This is a genomic window from Microbacterium daqui (genome assembly GCF_050408675.1).
GTDB lineage: Bacteria > Actinomycetota > Actinomycetes > Actinomycetales > Microbacteriaceae > Microbacterium.
The window spans coordinates 1-19,282 of record NZ_JBNTKF010000018.1 but is presented as its reverse complement, the minus strand read 5'-3'; the positions used below and the strand labels follow the sequence as shown (position 1 = coordinate 19,282).

General features: G+C 63.8%; 21 protein-coding genes. 14 read left to right on the top strand and 7 right to left on the bottom strand.

The window, feature by feature from the left end; all coding sequences use genetic code 11:
- Nucleotides 1-31: 31 nt before the first annotated feature.
- A complete protein-coding gene (serB, locus tag ACQUSY_RS10555) occupies nt 32-655 on the bottom strand; it encodes a phosphoserine phosphatase SerB (RefSeq protein WP_428904444.1) in 624 nt (207 codons plus the stop codon).
- Nucleotides 656-696: 41 nt separating this feature from the next.
- A complete protein-coding gene (gene glgC, locus ACQUSY_RS10550; RefSeq protein ID WP_428904443.1) occupies nt 697-1,941 on the bottom strand; it encodes a glucose-1-phosphate adenylyltransferase in 1,245 nt (414 codons plus the stop codon).
- A gap of 46 nt (nt 1,942-1,987) precedes the next feature.
- Here glgC and glgA point away from each other — a divergent pair, with 46 nt between their 5' ends.
- The 5 genes from glgA (at nt 1,988) to ACQUSY_RS10525 (ending at nt 5,767) form a co-directional block, all read left to right on the top strand.
- Nucleotides 1,988-3,184, top strand: coding sequence for a glycogen synthase (gene glgA, locus ACQUSY_RS10545; protein ID WP_428904442.1), 1,197 nt, complete (start codon nt 1,988-1,990; stop codon nt 3,182-3,184).
- Between the two features lie 9 nt (nt 3,185-3,193).
- Complete coding sequence (locus ACQUSY_RS10540; RefSeq protein ID WP_428904441.1) at nt 3,194-3,976, top strand: ABC transporter ATP-binding protein; 783 nt, start codon at nt 3,194-3,196, stop codon at nt 3,974-3,976.
- Nucleotides 3,977-4,060: 84 nt separating this feature from the next.
- The gene (locus tag ACQUSY_RS10535) at nt 4,061-4,318 is read left to right on the top strand and encodes a type B 50S ribosomal protein L31 (RefSeq protein WP_428904440.1); all 258 of its coding nucleotides are present in this window, start codon (nt 4,061-4,063) and stop codon (nt 4,316-4,318) included.
- 200 nt (nt 4,319-4,518) lie between these two features.
- The gene (locus tag ACQUSY_RS10530; protein ID WP_428904439.1) at nt 4,519-4,881 is read left to right on the top strand and encodes a MarR family transcriptional regulator; all 363 of its coding nucleotides are present in this window, start codon (nt 4,519-4,521) and stop codon (nt 4,879-4,881) included.
- 235 nt (nt 4,882-5,116) lie between these two features.
- Complete coding sequence (locus ACQUSY_RS10525; protein ID WP_428904438.1) at nt 5,117-5,767, top strand: MFS transporter; 651 nt, start codon at nt 5,117-5,119, stop codon at nt 5,765-5,767.
- Here the strand turns inward: ACQUSY_RS10525 and ACQUSY_RS10520 are convergent.
- Nucleotides 5,663-6,394, bottom strand: a complete 732-nt coding sequence (locus tag ACQUSY_RS10520; RefSeq protein ID WP_428904437.1) for a 3'-5' exonuclease — start codon at nt 6,392-6,394, stop codon at nt 5,663-5,665. The genes ACQUSY_RS10525 and ACQUSY_RS10520 overlap by 105 nt on opposite strands.
- Before the next feature lie 78 nt (nt 6,395-6,472).
- Here ACQUSY_RS10520 and ACQUSY_RS10515 point away from each other — a divergent pair, with 78 nt between their 5' ends.
- Nucleotides 6,473-7,348 carry an alpha/beta fold hydrolase gene (locus tag ACQUSY_RS10515; protein WP_428904436.1) on the top strand — a complete coding sequence of 292 codons (876 nt, stop codon included), beginning with the start codon at nt 6,473-6,475 and terminating at the stop codon, nt 7,346-7,348.
- Here the strand turns inward: ACQUSY_RS10515 and ACQUSY_RS10510 are convergent.
- Entirely contained in the window at nt 7,345-7,818 is a 474-nt protein-coding gene (locus tag ACQUSY_RS10510) for an Lrp/AsnC family transcriptional regulator (RefSeq protein ID WP_217337558.1), read from the bottom strand. The genes ACQUSY_RS10515 and ACQUSY_RS10510 overlap by 4 nt on opposite strands.
- 169 nt (nt 7,819-7,987) lie before the next feature.
- On the opposite strand from ACQUSY_RS10510, the gene pdhA reads away from it, so the two are divergent.
- From pdhA to ACQUSY_RS10495, 3 genes are read left to right on the top strand one after another with little or no spacing between them, the layout of a single operon-like run.
- A complete protein-coding gene (gene pdhA / locus ACQUSY_RS10505; RefSeq protein ID WP_428904435.1) occupies nt 7,988-9,106 on the top strand; it encodes a pyruvate dehydrogenase (acetyl-transferring) E1 component subunit alpha in 1,119 nt (372 codons plus the stop codon).
- Nucleotides 9,103-10,113, top strand: coding sequence for an alpha-ketoacid dehydrogenase subunit beta (locus tag ACQUSY_RS10500; protein WP_428904434.1), 1,011 nt, complete (start codon nt 9,103-9,105; stop codon nt 10,111-10,113). The genes pdhA and ACQUSY_RS10500 overlap by 4 nt, the downstream gene beginning before the upstream one ends.
- Nucleotides 10,110-11,459 carry a dihydrolipoamide acetyltransferase family protein gene (locus tag ACQUSY_RS10495; RefSeq protein ID WP_428904433.1) on the top strand — a complete coding sequence of 450 codons (1,350 nt, stop codon included), beginning with the start codon at nt 10,110-10,112 and terminating at the stop codon, nt 11,457-11,459. The genes ACQUSY_RS10500 and ACQUSY_RS10495 overlap by 4 nt, the downstream gene beginning before the upstream one ends.
- A 3-nt stretch (nt 11,460-11,462) precedes the next feature.
- Here the strand turns inward: ACQUSY_RS10495 and ACQUSY_RS10490 are convergent, their stop codons facing one another.
- Nucleotides 11,463-12,092, bottom strand: a complete 630-nt coding sequence (locus ACQUSY_RS10490) for a TetR/AcrR family transcriptional regulator (RefSeq protein WP_428904432.1) — start codon at nt 12,090-12,092, stop codon at nt 11,463-11,465.
- Nucleotides 12,093-12,197: 105 nt separating this feature from the next.
- Between ACQUSY_RS10490 and ACQUSY_RS10485 the strand changes: the two genes are divergently transcribed.
- From ACQUSY_RS10485 to ACQUSY_RS10465, 5 genes are read left to right on the top strand one after another with little or no spacing between them, the layout of a single operon-like run.
- Nucleotides 12,198-13,802, top strand: a complete 1,605-nt coding sequence (locus tag ACQUSY_RS10485; protein ID WP_428904431.1) for a carboxyl transferase domain-containing protein — start codon at nt 12,198-12,200, stop codon at nt 13,800-13,802.
- Between the two features lie 5 nt (nt 13,803-13,807).
- Nucleotides 13,808-15,700 carry an acetyl/propionyl/methylcrotonyl-CoA carboxylase subunit alpha gene (locus ACQUSY_RS10480; RefSeq protein ID WP_428904430.1) on the top strand — a complete coding sequence of 631 codons (1,893 nt, stop codon included), beginning with the start codon at nt 13,808-13,810 and terminating at the stop codon, nt 15,698-15,700.
- Entirely contained in the window at nt 15,700-16,845 is a 1,146-nt protein-coding gene (locus tag ACQUSY_RS10475) for an acyl-CoA dehydrogenase family protein (protein ID WP_428904429.1), read from the top strand. The genes ACQUSY_RS10480 and ACQUSY_RS10475 overlap by 1 nt, the downstream gene beginning before the upstream one ends.
- 4 nt (nt 16,846-16,849) lie before the next feature.
- Nucleotides 16,850-17,326 carry a MaoC family dehydratase gene (locus tag ACQUSY_RS10470; protein ID WP_428904428.1) on the top strand — a complete coding sequence of 159 codons (477 nt, stop codon included), beginning with the start codon at nt 16,850-16,852 and terminating at the stop codon, nt 17,324-17,326.
- Nucleotides 17,323-18,132: an HpcH/HpaI aldolase/citrate lyase family protein gene (locus ACQUSY_RS10465; RefSeq protein WP_428904427.1), complete on the top strand. Its 810-nt coding sequence runs from the start codon at nt 17,323-17,325 to the stop codon at nt 18,130-18,132. Before ACQUSY_RS10470 ends, ACQUSY_RS10465 begins: the two co-directional genes overlap by 4 nt.
- A gap of 10 nt (nt 18,133-18,142) precedes the next feature.
- Here the strand turns inward: ACQUSY_RS10465 and ACQUSY_RS10460 are convergent, their stop codons facing one another.
- Nucleotides 18,143-18,730, bottom strand: a complete 588-nt coding sequence (locus tag ACQUSY_RS10460; protein ID WP_428904426.1) for a histidine phosphatase family protein — start codon at nt 18,728-18,730, stop codon at nt 18,143-18,145.
- Entirely contained in the window at nt 18,727-19,167 is a 441-nt protein-coding gene (locus tag ACQUSY_RS10455) for a Sir2 family NAD-dependent protein deacetylase (protein ID WP_428904425.1), read from the bottom strand. Before ACQUSY_RS10455 ends, ACQUSY_RS10460 begins: the two co-directional genes overlap by 4 nt.
- Between the last annotated feature and the right edge of the window lie 115 nt (nt 19,168-19,282).

Below are 19,282 nucleotides of genomic sequence, written 5' to 3'. Positions count from 1 at the left end.
GTTGTGCGGGCCTTCGTGATTGTTCAGGGCGTTACGGGATGAGCGGCAGAATCTCGCGCAGGTCAACGCGACCGATAACGAGGCTCGCCTGCTCGCGCACCTTGGGCTTTGCGTTGAAGGCGAGGCCGAGGTCGGCAACGCCCATCATCTGCAAATCGTTCGCGCCGTCGCCCACCGCGAATGTCGCCGTGGCGTCGTACTCTTTCGCCCAGGTCTGCAGCCAGGACGCTTTCGCGGCGCCGTCGACGATGTCACCGTCGACTTCACCGGTGAGAACGCCGTTTTCGACGGCGAGGCGGTTTGCGCGCCACACGTCGACACCGAGGTCAGGAGCGACGACATCGAGAATCTCGTGAAAGCCTCCGGAGACAACACCGACGATGCCGCCCCTGGCGTGAACTTCGGCAATCATCTCGCGCACGCCCGGCGTCGGCACGATGCGAGTAAGAACGCGTTCGAACGCGGCAACCTCAACGCCTGCGAGGGCCTTGACGCGGTTGCGCAGGCTCGTGGCGAAGTCGATCTCGCCGCGCATTGCGGCTTCGGTTGCGGCAGCAACTTCGGCGCCACGGCCGGCTTCGTCAGCGAGAAGTTCAATGACTTCGTTCTGGATGAGCGTGGAATCAGCGTCAAGCACAACAAGAGAGCGGGGCACGGTGCGAGCATACTCGCCACGCGCCCCGCTCTCAGAATCCGTTACGGCTCGACGATGGTTCCCTTGCCCACCACGGTGATGCCAGACGGTGTCACCGTGAACCCGCGGGCAATGTCGCGCTCGCGATCGATACCGACGGTGGCCCCAGGGAGCAGGCGAACATTCTTGTCGAGGATGGCCTTTTCGACGCGCGCGTTGCTGCCAATATTGACGTTGTCGAACAAAACGGACGAGTGAATGATCGAACCGCCGTCGGCCAGTGTCCACGGCCCCACGACGCTACTTTCGAGGTGCGTGCCGCTCATGACGGAGCCGAGGGAAACGATGGAGTCGACGGCGTTGCCCATACGCCCGGTACCGTCACGCACGAACTTCGCGGGTGGTGAGTTGACGGCCTGCGAGTAGATCGGCCACTCCATGTTGTAGAGGTTGAAAACCGGGAGCGTCGAAATCAGATCCATGTGCGCGTCGTAGAACGAATCAATGGTTCCGACGTCCCGCCAGTACCAGCGATCACGCGGCGTCGAACCCGGAACTTCGTTGCGCACCATGTCGTAGACACCGGCTTCACCGCGTCCGACGAAGTAGGGCACGATGTCGCCTCCCATGTCGTGATTGGAGGTGGGGAACTCGCCGTCGGCCTCCACGGCTTCAATGAGCGCGTCAGTGTTGAAAATGTAGTTGCCCATCGACGCCAGAACCTCGTGCGGCGCGTCGGGGAGTCCGGTCGCGTCGGACGGCTTCTCCAAGAAGTCACGAATCATCGTCGGGTTTTCGGGGTCGATGTCGATGACACCGAACTGATCGGCCATACTGATGGGTTGACGAATGCCGGCGACGGTGGCCCGCGCACCCGACTCGATGTGCGCGTCAAGCATTTGCTGGAAGTCCATGCGATACACGTGGTCCGCACCGATCACGACAACGTAGTCGGGCTTCTCATCGTTGATGAGGTTCATGCTCTGCAAAATGGCGTCAGCGGAGCCCATGTACCAGCGCTTGCCGAGACGCTGCTGCGCTGGCACCGACGCGACATATGAGTTCAGCAGAGCCGACATGCGCCACGTTTGTGAAATGTGTCGGTCCAGGCTGTGCGATTTATACTGCGTCAGCACCACGATCTGGCGAAGCCCGGAGTTGATGAGGTTCGAAATCGCGAAATCGATGAGGCGGTACTGCCCGCCAAACGGAACCGCGGGTTTCGCGCGGTCGGCCGTCAAAGGCATCAAACGCTTGCCCTCGCCGCCAGCGAGGACGATTCCCAGGATTTTCGGTGCAGCTGGCATGTAACCAATCTAGGGGGAGAGGCGCAGATGTACTAGCGTTCGAGACATGCGCGTTGACATTGTCACGAAAGAGTACCCGCCGGCCATCTACGGAGGGGCTGGCGTTCATGCCGCGGAGCTCGTCCGTTCACTTCGAGACGTCGGCACTGACGTGCGGGTGCGCGCGTTTGGCACGCCGCGGAACGAAGACGGAACCACGGGTTACGTCGTGCCTGCAGAGCTTGCGGACGCCAACGCCGCGATTCAAACGCTGGGCGTCGACCTCAGCATGGTGACCGACATGGCCGGAACCGACGTCATGCATTCGCACACGTGGTACGCCAACTTCGCTGGACACGTGGCTTCTCTGCTGCACGGCGTGCCACACGTTGTCACCGCGCACAGCTTGGAACCAATGCGTCCGTGGAAGGCTGAACAGCTCGGTGGGGGATACGCGGTATCGAGCTATATCGAAAAGACCGCCTATGAGGGTGCCGCCGCTGTCATCGCGGTCAGTGCTGGCATGCGCGCCGATATTTTGCGCAGCTACCCGACGCTCGATCCCGACAAGGTGCACGTCATTTACAACGGCATCGACGTCGAACAGTGGCAACCCGTGCACGATGATGCTGTGCTGGAGAAGTTCGGCATTGCGGCTGACCGCCCCTCCGTCGTCTTCGTTGGGCGAATCACGCGCCAAAAAGGATTGCCGTACCTGCTGCGCGCCGTGGCCTCGCTGCCCGCAAATGTGCAGATCGTGCTGTGCGCCGGGGCACCAGACACTCCAGAAATCATGGACGAGGTGCGCGGACTCGTTGACGACCTCCGCGCAACGCGTGATGGCGTCGTATGGATTGAAGAAATGCTGCCGCGCCGCGAACTCTCCGCCATTCTCACGTCGGCAACCACCTTCGTATGCCCGTCGATCTACGAACCGCTGGGCATCGTGAACCTCGAAGCCATGGCGTGCGGAGCAGCCGTGGTGGGAACTGCCACCGGAGGAATCCCAGAAGTCGTCGTTGACGGCGTCACCGGCCGGTTGGTTCCGATCGAGCAGGTGGCGGACGGAACCGGTACTCCCGTTGACCCGGAAGCGTACGTTGCTGATTTGGCGCGGGTGCTCGACGAAGTGCTGGCCGATGAAGAACAGGCTGCCGCTTACGGTGCCGCCGGGCGCAAGCGCGCGACCGAAGACTTCAGCTGGGAGCAGATCGCCGCGCAAACACGCGCGTTGTACGAGAGCGTGGCGGCGGCGAGCCGGTAGGCTGAACGCATGTCCTTGGTTCTTGAATTCACCGATACCAGCGTGCGCCGAGACGGCAAAAACATTGTCGACTCATTGTCCTGGAGCGTTGAAGACGACCAACGGTGGGTTGTGCTCGGCCCGAACGGTGCTGGTAAGACCACGATTCTGCGTCTGGCTTCGGCCATGATGCACCCCACGAGTGGTCAGGTGAACGTGCTCGATGAGCAGCTCGGCCGCACCGACGTGTTTGAACTTCGCCCGCGCATCGGTATCGCGTCGAGCGCGATGGCGAAGCAGATTCCTGGTGACGAGACCGTTCGCGACGTCATTCTGACGGCCGCGTACTCGGTGCTGGGCCGCTGGAACGAGGAGTACGAGCGTATCGACGAGCGCCGTGCTGAGCGCGTGCTGTCAGACTGGCGCATCGACGACCTCGCTGACCGCCTGTTTGGCACGCTGAGCGACGGTGAGCAGAAGCGTGTGCAGATTGCTCGCGCCGTCATGACTGACCCTGAAATGCTGCTGCTTGACGAGCCGACGGCGAGCCTCGACCTGGGTGCTCGCGAGGGTCTGTTGCAGCTGCTGTCGGCCTACGCGCAGTCGCCGGCAACGCCCGCCATGGTCATGGTGACGCACCACGTGGAAGAAATTCCGGTGGGCTTCACGCACGTCTTGTTGTTGCGCGACGGTGGTGTTGTAGCCCAGGGGCCGCTGGAATCGACGCTCACCGATGAGGCGCTGACGGCCACGTTCGGCCTCCCGATTCGACTCACGAAGGAAGAAGGACGTTTCGCTGCCCGTGCAGTGTGACTCCATCTGATAGACTCGATCCTTGGTGCCACGCACCCTCCGATCTTTTTTCCAAACTCTGTAAACCTCATCAAGGGATTCCCCATGAAGACTGACATCCACCCCGAGTACAACGCCGTCGTTTTCCGCGACCTCGGTTCGGGCGAAACGTTCCTTACCCGTTCCACTGTTTCGAGCGACAAGACGATTGAGCTCGAAGGCGTGGAATACCCGGTCATCGACGTTGAAATCTCCTCCGCTTCGCACCCGTTCTACACGGGCAAGCAGCGCATCATGGACTCGGCGGGTCGTATCGACAAGTTCAACCAGCGCTTCAAGGGCTTCGGCGGCGCAACCAAGTAAGCTTCGCGTTTCGTACGAAGGGCTCCAGGGAAACCTGGGGCCCTTCGTCGTTTCGTTGTGATGCGTGGTCGCCGTCGCGCAACGCAATCGCGAAAGCAACTTGTACAAGTTGGTTGTAGAGTTCAAGAATGGCGACACCGACGGAACCAGCAACCGACGCTCAGGATCTCTTTAACGCCCTGGTTCCGCTTCTGTAGCTCATGCACCAATCGCGCACGATGTCGACGGGCAAAGTCGGCATTCTGCGCACGCTCACTGCTGAAGGTGAGGCCAGCGCGCACATTCTCAGCGAGTCGCTGGGTGTGAGCCAGCAGGGGATTTCGTTGGCAGCGAAGGAGCTCGAATCGCTCGGCTACATTGAGCGGCGTCGTGATGAAGATGACCGCCGCAAGGTATGGTTTGGCATCACTCCGGCTGGCGTCGAAAGGTTTAACGAAGAAGTAACCCGGGGGTGGGCGGCGCTCCTGGGTGCAATTGAGTCATCACTTTCGACCGACGATCGCGACCTCCTTCGGGCCGCAATCCCCGCGTTGACGAAGATGAGCGTCGGGGTCAGCGCGTGACGCGCGGAGAGCGTCGTCTTGTACCCGCGCTCGTCTTTGCGGCGCTCTCGACCGCAATCGTTAGTTCGCTGGGCATGCTCCTCGTGCCCTCCATTTCGCGCGAGTTTCATGTTGAGATCAGCACCGCACAGTGGATGCTCACGGTCAACCTCCTGGCCGGGGCCGTTGCCACGCCGATTCTGGGCCGGTTGAGTGACGGGCCGCACTGTACATCGGCATGTCGGTCGGAAGCCTCGTGGCGCAAGCCCCACCTGAGACCGGCTATGGCCTCGGGCTCCCGGTGTTGTGGGCCGGCTTCGTGATCTTTCCGCTTTCGGTCGGGAGCTTCGTTGCCAACCGCATCGTGCGCGCCGTCGGTCACCGCACCGGCATGAGCGCCCTCCTTCCGATCGGCGCCGTCGTGATGGCTGTCGCCGGAACCATGCTGTGGTTGCTGCACACCGAGCTCTGGGAGATTCTGCTCAGCATGCTTGTGTTTGGCCTCGGTATGGGTGCGAGTTACGCGGCGATGCCCGCGCTGATCTCCCGCAGCGTCGCCGTCGACGAGTTGGGAAGTTCGGCGAGCTTCAACCAGGTTTTGCGAACGATCGGAAGCTCGTTCGGCACCGCGATATCGGCCGCAATCATTGCCGCATATGCGGGCCCGGGTGGCAGTGCGACAGTCGAGAGCATCACGATGACGTTCGGCGTCGGCGCGTTTCTGTGCCTCGGCTTGGGCGTGGCACTCCTCGCGCACTCGAATGTACGGCGCAAGCGCGACTGCCCCCGCCGGCTTTTGTCATTAGCCGGTGACGGCGGTGCGGACGGGCCAGGAGCCGTCGAGGGCTTCGTCGGCGTCGAGGCGGCCGATGCGAATGAAGTAGTCGGTGAGGCTCGCGGCCTGTGAGCGCGCCCAGCCGATCTGTCGGTCGTGGAGCTCGTGCATCGTCTCAGGCATGAGGTGCGCGTACGTGCGGGCGATCGCCTGAGCTACGCGGCCGGCGGCACGCGCGTCGGCGGAGGCATCGTGCGCATTCTCGAGCACCACCCCATAGTGTTCGGCGACGTCGGTGAGGCGTCGCTTGCCGCGACGGTAGCGGTCGAGAGCCTTGTCCATCACGAGCGGGTCGAGCACCGGCGTTGGGTTTTCGATCGGCTCAATGCCGTGGCGGCTGCACTCAGCGAGCAAGAGCGAAAAGTCATAGTTGGCATTGAACGCGACCACCGGAATGCCCTGCGCAAACAGTGATCGCAGCGCGGCAGTCACGTCGGCCACCACGGCCGAAGCCAAGTGACCGTGCAAGCGCGCACGCTCGGTGCTGATGCCGTGCACGGCGGTTGCCTGCTCGGGAATCGGAATGCCCGGGTCGGCCAGCCAGTTTTGCGAATCAAGCACAGCGCCGTTCGCGTCGAGCACACCGACGTGTGCGGTCACGATGCGGTCGGTGGCGACATCAATGCCGGTTGTCTCGAGGTCGAACACGCCAATGGGTGAAGCCCACGAGATCGCGGGGATGGCGGCGTTCTCTGACATGTCACCACCGTACGGCGACCCGCCGACACTGACGTCGCGGCGCGCGGGGGAGTGCCGCGCTCCTCGTAGACTCGAAGGGTGTACTCTCCCTACGCTTCGCTGCTCGCCGATATCCCCGTCGTCCGGGAGACCGTGGTTGTCGCGGGTGTCGAGACTGCGTACTGGGTGTACGGCGACGACGATGCGCCGACGATCGTCGCGGTGCATGGTTTTCGTGGTGAGCACCACGGATTGGAACCAGTGGTCGCCTACCTGCCCGATTACCGCATCATCATGCCGGATCTGCCGGGCTTCGGTGAGACCGGGCCGATTCCTGGCCGCGAACACAACCTGCAGGCGTACGTCGACTGGCTGAACGAGTTCGGCGCAGCCGTCGCACCCGGAGCCATCATTCTCGGACACTCGTTCGGCTCGATCGTGACGTCGGCAGCCGTGGCGGGCGGTCTCAAAACCCCGCGACTCATCCTGGTGAATCCGATCGGCGCCCCCGCGCTGGCCGGGCCCCGCGGCATCATGACCCGCCTCGCCGTGTTCTATTACTGGGTGGGTGCGCGCCTGCCGAAGCCGATCGGTGACGCCCTCCTGCGCTCTAAACTCATCGTTCGCGTCATGAGTAACACGATGGTCAAGACGAAAGACAAGACGCTGCGTGCGTTCGTGCACGACCAGCACGACCAGTATTTCTCGCGCTTCGCCGACCGCGACGTGCTGCACGACGCGTTCGTCACGAGTGTTTCTCATGACGTGAGCCAAGTCGCCACGCAGCTCACGGTTCCGACGCTGTTGATCGCCGCCGAAAAAGACGACATCACGCCGGTCGAGGCGGAGCGCGTGCTGGCACAGCGCATTCCGAACGCAACGCTCGTGGAGATCCCGAACGTCGGGCACCTCATCCACTACGAAACGCCGAAGCAAGCGGCCGCAGCGATCGATGAGTTTCTGACGGGGCTTTAAGCCTCGCGGCGCGCCAGTTCCATCAGGCCGCCCAAACGGAACGGAATGACTTCGCCCATAACGAGCGACGTTTCGGTGCGCTCGACGCCCTCAATGGCAAGAATGCGCGCGTCAGTGTCGAACAGGTGACGCGCGTCGCGGCACGATACGCGCACCAGCAGGTCGATCTGACCGGAGAGGCCGTGAGCCTGCACAACCTCCGGAATACGCGAAATTTCCGCGATGATGCGGGGGAGGTCACTCTGTCGCACGCCGACGCTGACGAAGGCTTCCAGCGGGAAGCCTAGAGCGCCTGACGACACGGAACGCTCGAAGGAGAGGAACACGCCTGCCTTCTCCAAGCGAGCCATGCGGGCCTGCACAGTGTTGCGTGAAAGTCCGAGGCGTTCGGCGAGGGCGACGACCGTCGCACGGTGATCCGCCGCGAGGGCGTTCAACAGTTCGAGATCGGTGCGGTCAAGAGCGGTCATACTGCGAAAGATTAGCAGGATCGATGCCCAGGTTCATACGCAACATGCTCAGGTTGCGTCGAAATGCTTGAGCGAGGTGCTGGATCGGCCTACGCTCGAGGCATCCGGCGGAGCTGCCGGTAACGCGAGGGGAGCCCCACAAGGGCTTCCGGAACGGAAGGTCGAGACAATGGTGTACGCCCTGAATCCGAGTGCAGAGCCGGCAACAGCCTGCACGGACATATCCCAAGTGCTCACGCCTGACGGTGTGCGCGTTGAGAATGGTGAGCTCGATGCTCACCTCACGTCACTGACGAATGACGACGTGTTGGCGCTGTATCGCGACATGGTGATCGTGCGCCGCATAGACAAAGAAGGCTTCTCTCTGCAACGCCAGGGCCAGTTGGGTTTGTGGGCGCCGTGCCTGGGGCAGGAAGCAGCACAGATCGGCACCGCCCGCGCCCTGCGCGACAGCGACTTTGTGTTTCCGAGCTACCGCGAGACCGGCGTGATCTACGCGCGTGGCGCCGAAGATCGCGACTACGTCGGCACGTGGCGAGGCGAGACGAACTCCACGTACGACCCGTACCGCATCAACACCGCGACGATGCAAATCATCATTGGTGCGCAGACACTTCACGCGGTCGGCTACGCCATGGGCATCACGGCCGATGGCGCTGACGATGTTGCTGTGACCTACTTTGGTGATGGCGCTTCAAGCCAGGGCGACGTGAATGAGGCGATGGTCTTCGCTTCGTCGTTTAAGGCGCCCGTCGTGTTTGTCTGCCAGAACAACCAGTGGGCGATCTCTGAGCCTGTTCGCGTGCAATCCGAGTTTCCGATCGCGGGCCGCGCGCCCGCATTCGGCATCCCCAGCATGCGCGTCGATGGCAATGACGTGCTGGCATGCCTCGCAGCGATGCGTTGGGCGACGGAACATGCCCGCAGTGGCCACGGACCAGCATTTATCGAGGCGGTCACCTACCGCATGGGACCGCACACCACGAGCGACGACCCCACGCGCTACCGCGAAGACGCCGAGCTCGAGACGTGGCGCCAGCGCGACCCACTCGATCGCGTCGAAAAGTACCTTCGCGCCGCTGGCGCTCTGACCGATGATGTTGCCGCCGAGATTGCCGCTGAGGCCGACCGCGTCGGCGCAGCCGTGCGCGAAGCCGCGCTGACGATGCCGAACCGGGCACCGCTTGAGGTATTCGACCACGCCTACGCCACGCCGCACACCGGCATCGAGGCCGAGCGTCGTGCCTATGCGGCGTATCTAGCGCAGTTCGAAGGCGGTGCATCGTGACCACGATGACGATGGGCAAGGCCCTCAACCAGGCGCTCCGTCAGGCGATGACCGACGACGACAAGGTCGTGCTGATGGGCGAAGACATTGGTGCCCTTGGTGGTGTTTTCCGCATTACCGACGCCCTGCAGAGCGAGTTTGGCGAGCGTCGCGTCATTGACACGCCGCTCGCTGAGTCCGGAATCGTCGGAACCGCGGTGGGGCTTGCGATGCGCGGCTACCGTCCGGTGGTGGAGATTCAGTTCGACGGTTTCGTATACCCGGCATTCGACCAGATTGTCTGCCAGGTCGCGAAGCTGCACTACCGCACCCTCGGCCGCGTGAAGATGCCCATCACGATCCGCATTCCGTGGGCCGGCGGCGTCGGCGCTGCCGAACACCACTCGGAGTCGCCCGAAGCGTACTTCGTGCACACCGCAGGTTTGCGAGTTATCGCGGTCTCAAACCCGCAAGATGCGTACAGCATGTTGCAACAGGCCATTGCATGTGACGACCCGGTCATCTTCCTCGAGCCGAAGCGGCTCTACCACACCAAGGGCGAGGTCAATCTTGACACGCACCACACTGACGTTGCCCCGATGGGCATCGCCCGCGTGGCGCGCGCGGGTACCGACGTCACGCTCGTGACGTACGGCGCGCAGGTCAAGACGGCACTCGATGCCGCTGAGGCTGCGGCCGACGAGGGCGTATCGATCGAGGTCATCGACCTGCGCTCGATCTCGCCGATCGACTACGAGACGATTGACGCGTCGGTGCGCAAGACCGGTCGCGTTGTCGTGACGCACGAAGCCTCACGCGAAGCCGGTGTCGCCGCCGAAGTGATCGCCAGCATCACCGAGCGGTGCTTCGACTGGCTTGAGACGGCTCCGGTGCGCATCACCGGCCATGACATCCCGTACCCGCCGTCGAAGCTCGAGAAGCAGCACATCCCTGACCTCGATCGCATTCTCGACGGTGTTGACCGCGCACTCGGACGCCAGAACAGTATGACGGGAGTCGAGCTATGAGCACGTCCTTCCTGTTGCCCGACCTCGGTGAAGGATTGCCGGAGGCAGAGATCGTCGCGTGGCACGTCGCTGTTGGTGACGAGGTCGCGTTGAACCAGACGATCGCCGAAGTCGAGACCGCGAAGGCCATCGTCGAGCTGCCATCGCCGTATGCCGGAACCATCGCTGAGTTGTTTGCGAACGCTGGTGATGTCGTGGAGGTGGGTAAGCCACTCCTCGCCTTCAATCTGGCGGGGGAGAGCGCGCCGACGCCGTCGGCCCCGGCCGCCGACGCTGAGGATGACGACGTCGTGCCGCCCAACCTCGTGGGTTACGGTGCAGCGCCAGCAGCAAAGGGGCGGCCTGCTCGTCGGGCCCGCGGCGGTGCTCCCGCTGCGCCCGCGCCCGGCCACACCGTCACCGCACCCTCCGCACCCGCCGCTGTCGAGGTTCCGCAACCCGCAGCACCCGCAGCGCCCGAGACGACAGAACGTCCCCGCTCAACTCCGCCGGTACGTAAGTTCGCGCGCGACAATGGTGTTGAACTGACCGACATCTCAGGCACCGGTGAGTTCGGCCGCATCACGCGTGCCGACGTGGAGGCATTCATCGCCGGCGAAGTCGCTCGGGTGAGCGATACCCCGGTCGCGCAGATCGAGTCGGTCAGCGCGCGTGAAACGCGCACCCCTATTAAGGGCGTGCGTAAGTTCACCGCGGCAGCGATGGTGCAGAGTGCGTTCACGGCGCCGCACGTCACGTGCTTCCACACGGTTGACGTGACAGCGTCGATGGAACTGATCGCCCGGCTGAAAGACGATCGCGCACTCGCGGGTAGTCGCATCGGCGTGATGGCCGTGATCGCTAAGGCCGTCTGCCTCGCGTTGCGCGCGACGCCTTCGCTCAATGCTCGGTGGGATGAGGCGGCGGGGGAGATCGTCGAGTACCACTACGTGAACCTCGGCATCGCTGCCGCAACACCCCGTGGCCTGGTCGTGCCGAACATTGTCGATGCTGACCGGCTAACACTCGCCGGGATGGCTGCGCAGATTGGCGAACTGACGACCACGGCGCGTGAGGGCAAGTCGACGCCCGCGGCGTTGAGCGGCGGAACCTTCAGCATCAGCAACATCGGAACGTTCGGAATCGAGGCGGGAACGCCGATTCTGAACCCCGGTGAGGCGGGGATTCTAGCCGTTGGGGCCGTGCAGCGCCGCCCCTGGGAGTATCAGGGCGAGATTGCGCTGCGCGACATTATGACGCTGAGCCTGTCGTTTGACCACCGCCTGGTGGATGGCCAGCAGGGCGCAGAGTTCTTGCGCAACGTGGGCAATCTGCTGAACGACCCCGGACGGGCGCTGCTGTTCTAGCGCTTACATGATGGCGGGTGCGGCAACGTACTCGCCATCACTCAGTTCGGCGAGAAGTGCGGCTGTCGTCATCGCGACGAGGGTTGCCGCTGTGAACGACGCGTGAGCGCTGGATCCGACGCTGTGCGGGGTGGAGTTGATGAGACCGAACCCTGCCTGCACGCGCAGGCGGCGTTCAGCAACATCCAGATCGGGCAGAAGCTCGCCCAGCACCTGCATCCAGCCCTGAATGTAGGCGCGTTGGAGGCTACGCACCTTTTCATGGTCTGCCGTCGCGAGCTGCGAAAGATCACGATCTTGCACGCGAATGACGTCGCTCTCCGAGAGGGCGAACGTGACGTGAAACACGATGAGGTCATGAAGCTTGGTGCGCGGATCAGTGTCGCGAGCAACAACAGCGGAACCACCGTCGTGGAGCCGCTGGCTCACGTCGATGAGGAGGGCGCCGAGGAGTGCCTGTTTGCCGCTGAAGTGACGGTAGACAGCGGGGCCAGAAACGCCCACCGCGGCCCCCAGATCCTCGAGCGACACCGCGCTGAATCCGCGCGTGGCAAAGAGTCGGGCGGACTCTCGCAACAATGCCTCGCGACGCAGTGCCTTCGCTCGATCGCGATCAGTGACCTCTATTGCCATTTCAGTTAATCCTCGCTAACCTGAAATCCCAGTTAGTGAACACTAACCAATGAAGATTATCCCAGACAACGGGAGTGATCGGATTGTGACGTCGACGGAGACTCCATGATCAGGCTTACCAGCACGGCAAACCGAGACGACGCCTTCACCACGAATGAACAGGCGCAACTCGCACTACGAGACGAACTTCGCGAACGCATCGCTACGGTAGCGCTCGGCGGACCCGAGGCCTCGCGTCAGCGTCACGTCAAGCGCGGCAAAATGCTTGCGCGCGATCGCATCACTCGTCTCCTCGATGAGGGCAGTCCCTTTCTCGAGATTGGTGCCCTCGCAGCCTTTGGCCTGTATGACGGCGACGCACCCTGCGCTGGCGTTGTCGCCGGCATCGGATTGGTGCATGACCGGCTCGTCATGATCGTGGCAAACGATGCGACCGTTAAGGGCGGCACGTACTACCCGATGACGGTCAAAAAGCACTTGCGGGCGCAGGAGATTGCCCGCGAAAACCGTCTGCCCTGCATTTACCTCGTCGACTCGGGCGGCGCCTACTTGCCGCGCCAAGACCAGGTGTTCCCCGACCGTGAGCACTTCGGACGCATCTTCTTCAATCAGGCCAACCTTTCTGCTGCGGGCATCCCGCAGATCGCCGCCGTCATGGGGTCGAGCACTGCGGGCGGTGCATACGTGCCTGCGATGAGTGATGAGACCGTGATCGTTCGCCGCCAGGGCACGATCTTCCTCGGCGGGCCACCGCTCGTGAAAGCGGCGATCGGCGAAGACATTTCAGCCGAAGAATTGGGTGGCGGTGACGTACACGCCAAGCAGAGCGGTGTCGTCGACCACCTCGCCGAGAACGACGAGCACGCGCTCGAGATCGTGCGCGACATCGTCAGCACCTTGCCACCGACGGCTGCACCGGTGTGGCCGGTCGCTGAAGTGCGCGAGCCCACCGTCGCCGAAGACGAGCTCTACGGCGTCGTGCCCGTCGACGTCAACCAGCCCTACGACCCCCGCGAGGTGATTGCGCGCCTTGTTGATGGTTCCGAGTTCCGCGAATTCAAGCGTGAGTACGGCGACACCGTCGTCACCGGCTTTGCCCACATCCACGGGCACCAGGTGGGCGTCGTCGCGAACCAGGGTGTGCTGTTCCGGGAGTCCGCGCTAAAGGCCGCGCACTTCGTTGAGCTGTGTGACCAGCGCGGGATTCCGCTGGTTTTTCTGCAGAACATCTCCGGTTTCATGGTCGGGCGCGACGCCGAATCTGGCGGTATCGCGAAAGACGGCGCCAAAATGGTCACCGCTGTCGCCACGACGCGCGTACCGAAAATCACGATCATCGTGGGCGGATCCTTCGGCGCCGGCAACTATGCCATGAACGGCCGCGGTTACGACCCGCGGTTCTTGTTCACGTGGCCCAGCTCCCGCATCTCCGTCATGGGCGGTGCTCAGGCGGCACGCGTGCTGTCGACCGTGAAGGGGGATCAGCTGGAGGCTGCCGGAACCCCGTGGTCGGCAGCAGATGAAGCAGAGTTTCAAGCACCGATTCTTGCGCAGTACGAAGAGCAGGGTAATCCGTACTATGCGACGGCCCGGCTGTGGGATGACGGCATCATCGAGCCCACCGACACACGTCGCGTGTTGGGTCTCGCCCTCGACATTGTTTCCCGTGTACCCCTCGCCGAGCCCCGCTTCGGCCTGTTTCGGATGTGAGCGCCATGTTCCGTACCGTTTTGGTCGCCAACCGCGGCGAGATCGCCCGCCGTGTGCTCCGCACGCTGCGTCAAGAAGGCATCCGGTCGGTCGCCGTCTACAGCGACGCTGACGCCGACGCCCCGTTCGTCCGCGAAGCTGATGTCGCCGTACGCATCGGCCCGGCCGCAGCGCGCGACAGCTACCTCAAGATCGACGCGGTAATCGCGGCCGCACAGCAGACGGGCGCCGAAGCCATCCACCCCGGCTACGGGTTTCTCTCCGAGAACGTCGCCTTCGCCGAAGCATGCGAACGCGCCGGCATCGTCTTCATCGGGCCCAGTGTCGAGGCCCTCACCGTGATGGCCGACAAGATCACCGCGAAAACGCACGTTGCCGCGCACGACGTGCCCGTGGTTCCGGGTTTCAGCGCCGTCGGAATGACGGACGACGCCATCATCGCGAAGTGCGCCCACGTCGGGTTTCCGCTGCTCATCAAGCCGTCCGCCGGCGGCGGCGGTAAGGGCATGCAGGTCGTTGAATCTGCCGCCGACGTGAGCGAAGCGCTCGCCACCGCCCGACGCATCGCGAGCGCGTCGTTCGGCGACGATTCGATGCTCATCGAACGCCTTGTCGTGCGTCCGCGCCACATCGAGGTGCAGGTGCTGGGCGACAGTCACGGCAACGTCGTGCACCTCGGCGAGCGCGAGTGCACCCTCCAGCGCCGTCACCAAAAGGTCATCGAAGAGGCACCGTCTGCCGTCATCACCGCGGAGACCCGGGAACGCCTCGGCCAGGCCGCCGTCGCCGCTGCGCAAAGCGTCAACTACCGCGGCGCCGGAACGGTCGAGTTTCTCGCGTCCGGCGATGATGTGTCTGAGTTCTTCTTCATCGAGATGAACACCCGACTGCAGGTCGAACACCCCGTGACCGAGCTCGTGACGGGCATCGACCTGGTGCGTGAACAACTGAATATCGCCGCGGGGGAGCCGCTCGGGTTTGCACAGCAAGACATCACGCTCGCCGGCCATGCGATGGAAGCGCGCGTGTACGCCGAGTCGCCCGAGCGCGGATTCTTGCCGGCAACCGGAACCATTCTGCGCTTCACGCCGTCGGCTCGGGTACGCAACGACAGCGCCATTGAGACAGGCTCCGAGATTTCGAGCGACTACGACCCGATGATCGCGAAGGTCATCGCCTACGGCCGCACTCGCGACGAAGCACTCGCCACGCTCACCACCGCCCTCGAAGAAACCGTCGTGCTCGGTGTTGAAACGAACATTGAGTTTCTCACCGGGCTGTTGCGACGCGACGAAGTTCGCGAGGCCATGTTCGATACCGAGCTCCTCGACCGCCTGGGTACTCCTGAGCGCACGCCAACCGCACCCGCTCTCGTCGCCGCAGCGGCCGCACAAACGCAAACCACACCTGGCGCTGGCGTCTGGCACCAGCGTGACGGTTGGCGTGCGGGTGGCCAGGCAATTGCCACTGTGCAGCACTTCCTCGACGACGGCGAACTCCTCACGAGCACGGGAGAGGCACCAGCACCTGCCGCGAGCGCCGCGGTCGACGCTGATGGCGCGCTGTGGATCCATGCCGCAGGCCATACCCGCCGCCTTGAGCCCCTCACACGACGCGACGTCTTGGAACGCCATCTCGCAACGCTCGAAGAAGCCGAGCACCCGTCTGACCCGCAGGCGCGCGCGCCCATGCCCGGCAATGTCGTCGCCGTACACGTCGCCACGGGCGACACCGTTGCTGTGGGCGACCGCCTCATCACGATCGAGGCGATGAAGATGGAACACCCCGTCGTCGCCACCGCCGCAGGCACCGTCACGATCGACGTCACTGTTGGCGAACACGTTCGCCGCGACCAACCCCTCGCGCACATCACCATGACTGAATCAGGAGACAACTGATGCGTGATCTCACCCCAGACGAGCGCGAGTTTGCCGGTCTCGTCCGCGACTTTGCCGAGCAGGTCGTCGCACCGCAGGCCTACGAAGCTGACCGCACCCACACCCTCAACCTCGACGTTGTCGCGCAAATGGGGGAGATGGGTCTGTTCGGCCTTCCCTTCCCCGAAGAGTACGGCGGTCAGGGCGGCGACTACATGGCCCTCGGTCTCGCGATCGAAGCGCTCGGCCGCGTCGACCAGTCGATCGCGATCACCCTCGAAGCGGGCGTCAGCCTCGGTGCCATGCCCATCTTCCTTTTCGGCACCGAAGAGCAGAAGCGGCGCTACCTTCCCGACCTCCTTTCGGGTACCGCTCTCGCCGGTTTCGGGTTGACGGAACCAGAGGCTGGGTCTGACGCCGGAGCCACCCGCACCACCGCACGGCTTGACGGCGACGAATGGGTGATCAATGGTTCCAAGCAGTTCATTACGAACTCCGGAACCGACATCACCCGTTTTGTGACCGTTACCGCGGTGACCGGCGAGCGGGACGGCAAGAAAGAGATCTCCACGATCCTGGTGCCAAACGGTACACCCGGCTTCACGGTTGAACCGGCGTACGACAAGGTCGGTTGGCACGCCTCTGACACGCACCCACTGACGTTCACAGACGCCCGCGTGCCCGCCGAGAACCTGATCGGTGAGCGTGGTCGAGGCTTCTCGAACTTCCTCAAGATTCTCGATGAGGGGCGCATTGCCATCGCCGCCCTCGCTACCGGTGCTGCCGAAGCGTGCCTCGAGGCCGCAGTCGACTACGCGAAGAAGCGCAACGTGTTTGGTACGCCACTGTCGACGCGCCAGAACGCACAGTTCACACTCGCGCGCATGGAGTCGCGCGTACATATGTCGCGCCTCGCGTGGCATCACGCCGCGCGGTTGCGTGACGCCGGCGAAGAGTTTGCCGTCGAGGCCGCGCACGCCAAGCTCGTCTCGAGTGAAGCCGCGATGGACAACGCCCGCGACGCCACCCAGATCTTCGGCGGCAACGGCTTCATGAACGAGTATCCCGTCGCGCGTCACTACCGCGACTCGAAGATTCTCGAAATCGGTGAGGGCACGACCGAGGTGCAGTTGCTCGTCATCGCGCGTGCGCTCGGGGTAGCGTGATCGCATGACCGACACCCCACGCGAAATTGTGCAGCGCGGACTCTATTTCGATGAGTTTGAGACCGATGCGGTCTATCGGCACACCCCGGGTCGCACCGCCACCGAGGCCGACAACGTGCTGTTCACGACGCTCACGATGAACGCGCAGGCCCTTCACCTCGACGAGGCCTACGCCATCACGCAGCCGTTCGGTCGGCGCCTGATGAACTCGATGTGGACGCTCTCCACACTCGTCGGCCTCTCGGTCACGCAGCTCACGCAGGGCACGCTCGTGGCGCAGCTCGGGCTGAGCGACATTTCGTTTCCGCATCCGCTGTTCGCCGGCGACACCCTCACATGCGAAACCGTCGTCGTCGATAAGCGTCTGTCGAAGTCGAGGCCCGGGGAGGGCATCGTGACGCTGAAGCACACGGGCCGCAACCAAGACGGAACCATTGTGGCGCTGGCAACACGGGTGGCGCTCATGCAGGTGAAAGCATGACGTTCACGCTCGGCCCCGCACTGCTGTTCTGCCCGGCTGATCGCCCCGAACGGTACGCCAAGGCCGTCGCCGCGGCCGACACCGTCATCATCGACCTGGAAGACGCGGTCACACCCGATGCGAAGGCGAGCGCCCGCGCGGCACTGCAGGCGGCAGATCTCGACGCGACGCGCGTCATGGTGCGCGTGAACCCCGCAAGCACTCCTGACTTCGCCCTTGATCTTGCGGCGCTGGCGTCGACGTCGATCACGACCGTCATGCTCGCTAAAGCGGAGTCCGTCGACGACGTTGCCATGGTTCCGTCGCACCTCAGCGTCGTCGCACTCTGCGAGACTGCGGCCGGTGTTGTGAACTCCGCCGCGATCGCCGCACACCCTCAGGTGATCGGGCTGATGTGGGGTGCCGAAGACCTCATCGCTTCGCTGGGCGGAACCAGCAGTCGCCGTGGTGACGGAACGTACCGCGATGTGGTGCGCACGTCGCGATCAACAGTTCTGCTCGCAGCCGGAGCCCACGGCAAGGCCGCGATTGACGCCGTGTACATGGCTATCGCCGACCACGAGGGGCTCGCGGCCGAGTGCGAAGACGCGGTGGCGAGCGGGTTTACCGCGACGGCGTGCATTCACCCAGGCCAGGTTGAGGTCATTCACGCCGCGTACCGGCCGAGCGATGACCAGATCGGGCACGCGACGGCGCTCCTCGCCGCCGCCGATGGCGCGCGGGGTGCGTTTCAGTTCGAAGGCGCGATGATCGACGAAGTCATGTTGCGCCACGCACGCCGCGTGCTCGAACGCGCTGAACGCTAGCGGAGGCACGCTATTCGGCGCCTACGGGTGCCAGCCAACGAATGTCGTCATCGGTGACGTGGAAGTCGTGCGCGGCACCATTAGCAATACCGACGCCCGGCGCCGGGTGCTTGCCATCGGTGAGCGCGCGCAGCAGCTCGGCGATCATCGCACCGTGGCTCACCGCCACGAGACGCGTATCAGCCGAAATGCCATTCGCACGAGCGTGCGCCACCACTTCACGCAGCGCGGTAACGATCCGTACGCGAATATCGGCCTTGGACTCAGCGCCCGGAACCTCGGCCGTTGGCCACGGCCCGAACCGGTCCAGAAACTCCGACGTCAGAATGCCCTCGGCCTCGCCGTAGAATCGCTCGCGGAGCGGCGGGATAACGTGCGGGTGATTCCAGCCGTGTGCGTCTGCGATGATGCGCGCCGTCTCGTTCGCACGGCTTAAGTCGCTCGAATACATCACGGTCGCCGCTGATCCGTCGAGCGCCCGAGCGGCTTCGCGAGCCTGCTCACGCCCGGTGTCGTTCAACGGAATGTCCGTCGAGCCCTGAATGCGTCCGGCCAGATTCCAATCGGTCTGTCCGTGGCGAATCAGCGTGACAATCATGCAATCTCCATAGCGTCAGCCAGCGCCCGCAACGTGGCACTGGTTCCGTCGTCAATCTTCACCGCGGCCTGGGTGTCCCACTTCGTGGGGCCGCGGTTGATGATGACGATCGGCAGGTTTCGACGGCGTGCGCGGTCGAGTAGTCGAATCGGGGTGTTGACCGTGAGTGACGTGCCAGCGACGACGATCGCGTCGGCGGCGGCGACCATGCCCTCGGCAGAGCTGAAACGTTCACGCGGAATGAACTCGCCGAAGAAGACCACATCGGGGCGCAAGATACCGCCGCAAATGGTGCACTCCGGAACCACGAACTGGTCAACGTTCTCCGGGATCGAGTCCCCGTCGGGGCCGAGTTCGGCGGCCGGAGCCGACAGGAGCCACGGGTTGGCGGACTCGATGCGGTCGCTGATGTCGCGGCGGTCAAAGAGGCTCTTCACGAACGAGGGTGTAGTGGGTTGAGCGCGTCGCTGGCTGGGTAGGGGTCGAGGTCTCCCGGAGGATGGAAGTTCTTCACGCTCACCATCCCGAAAGACCTCGACGTGCTCCACCCTA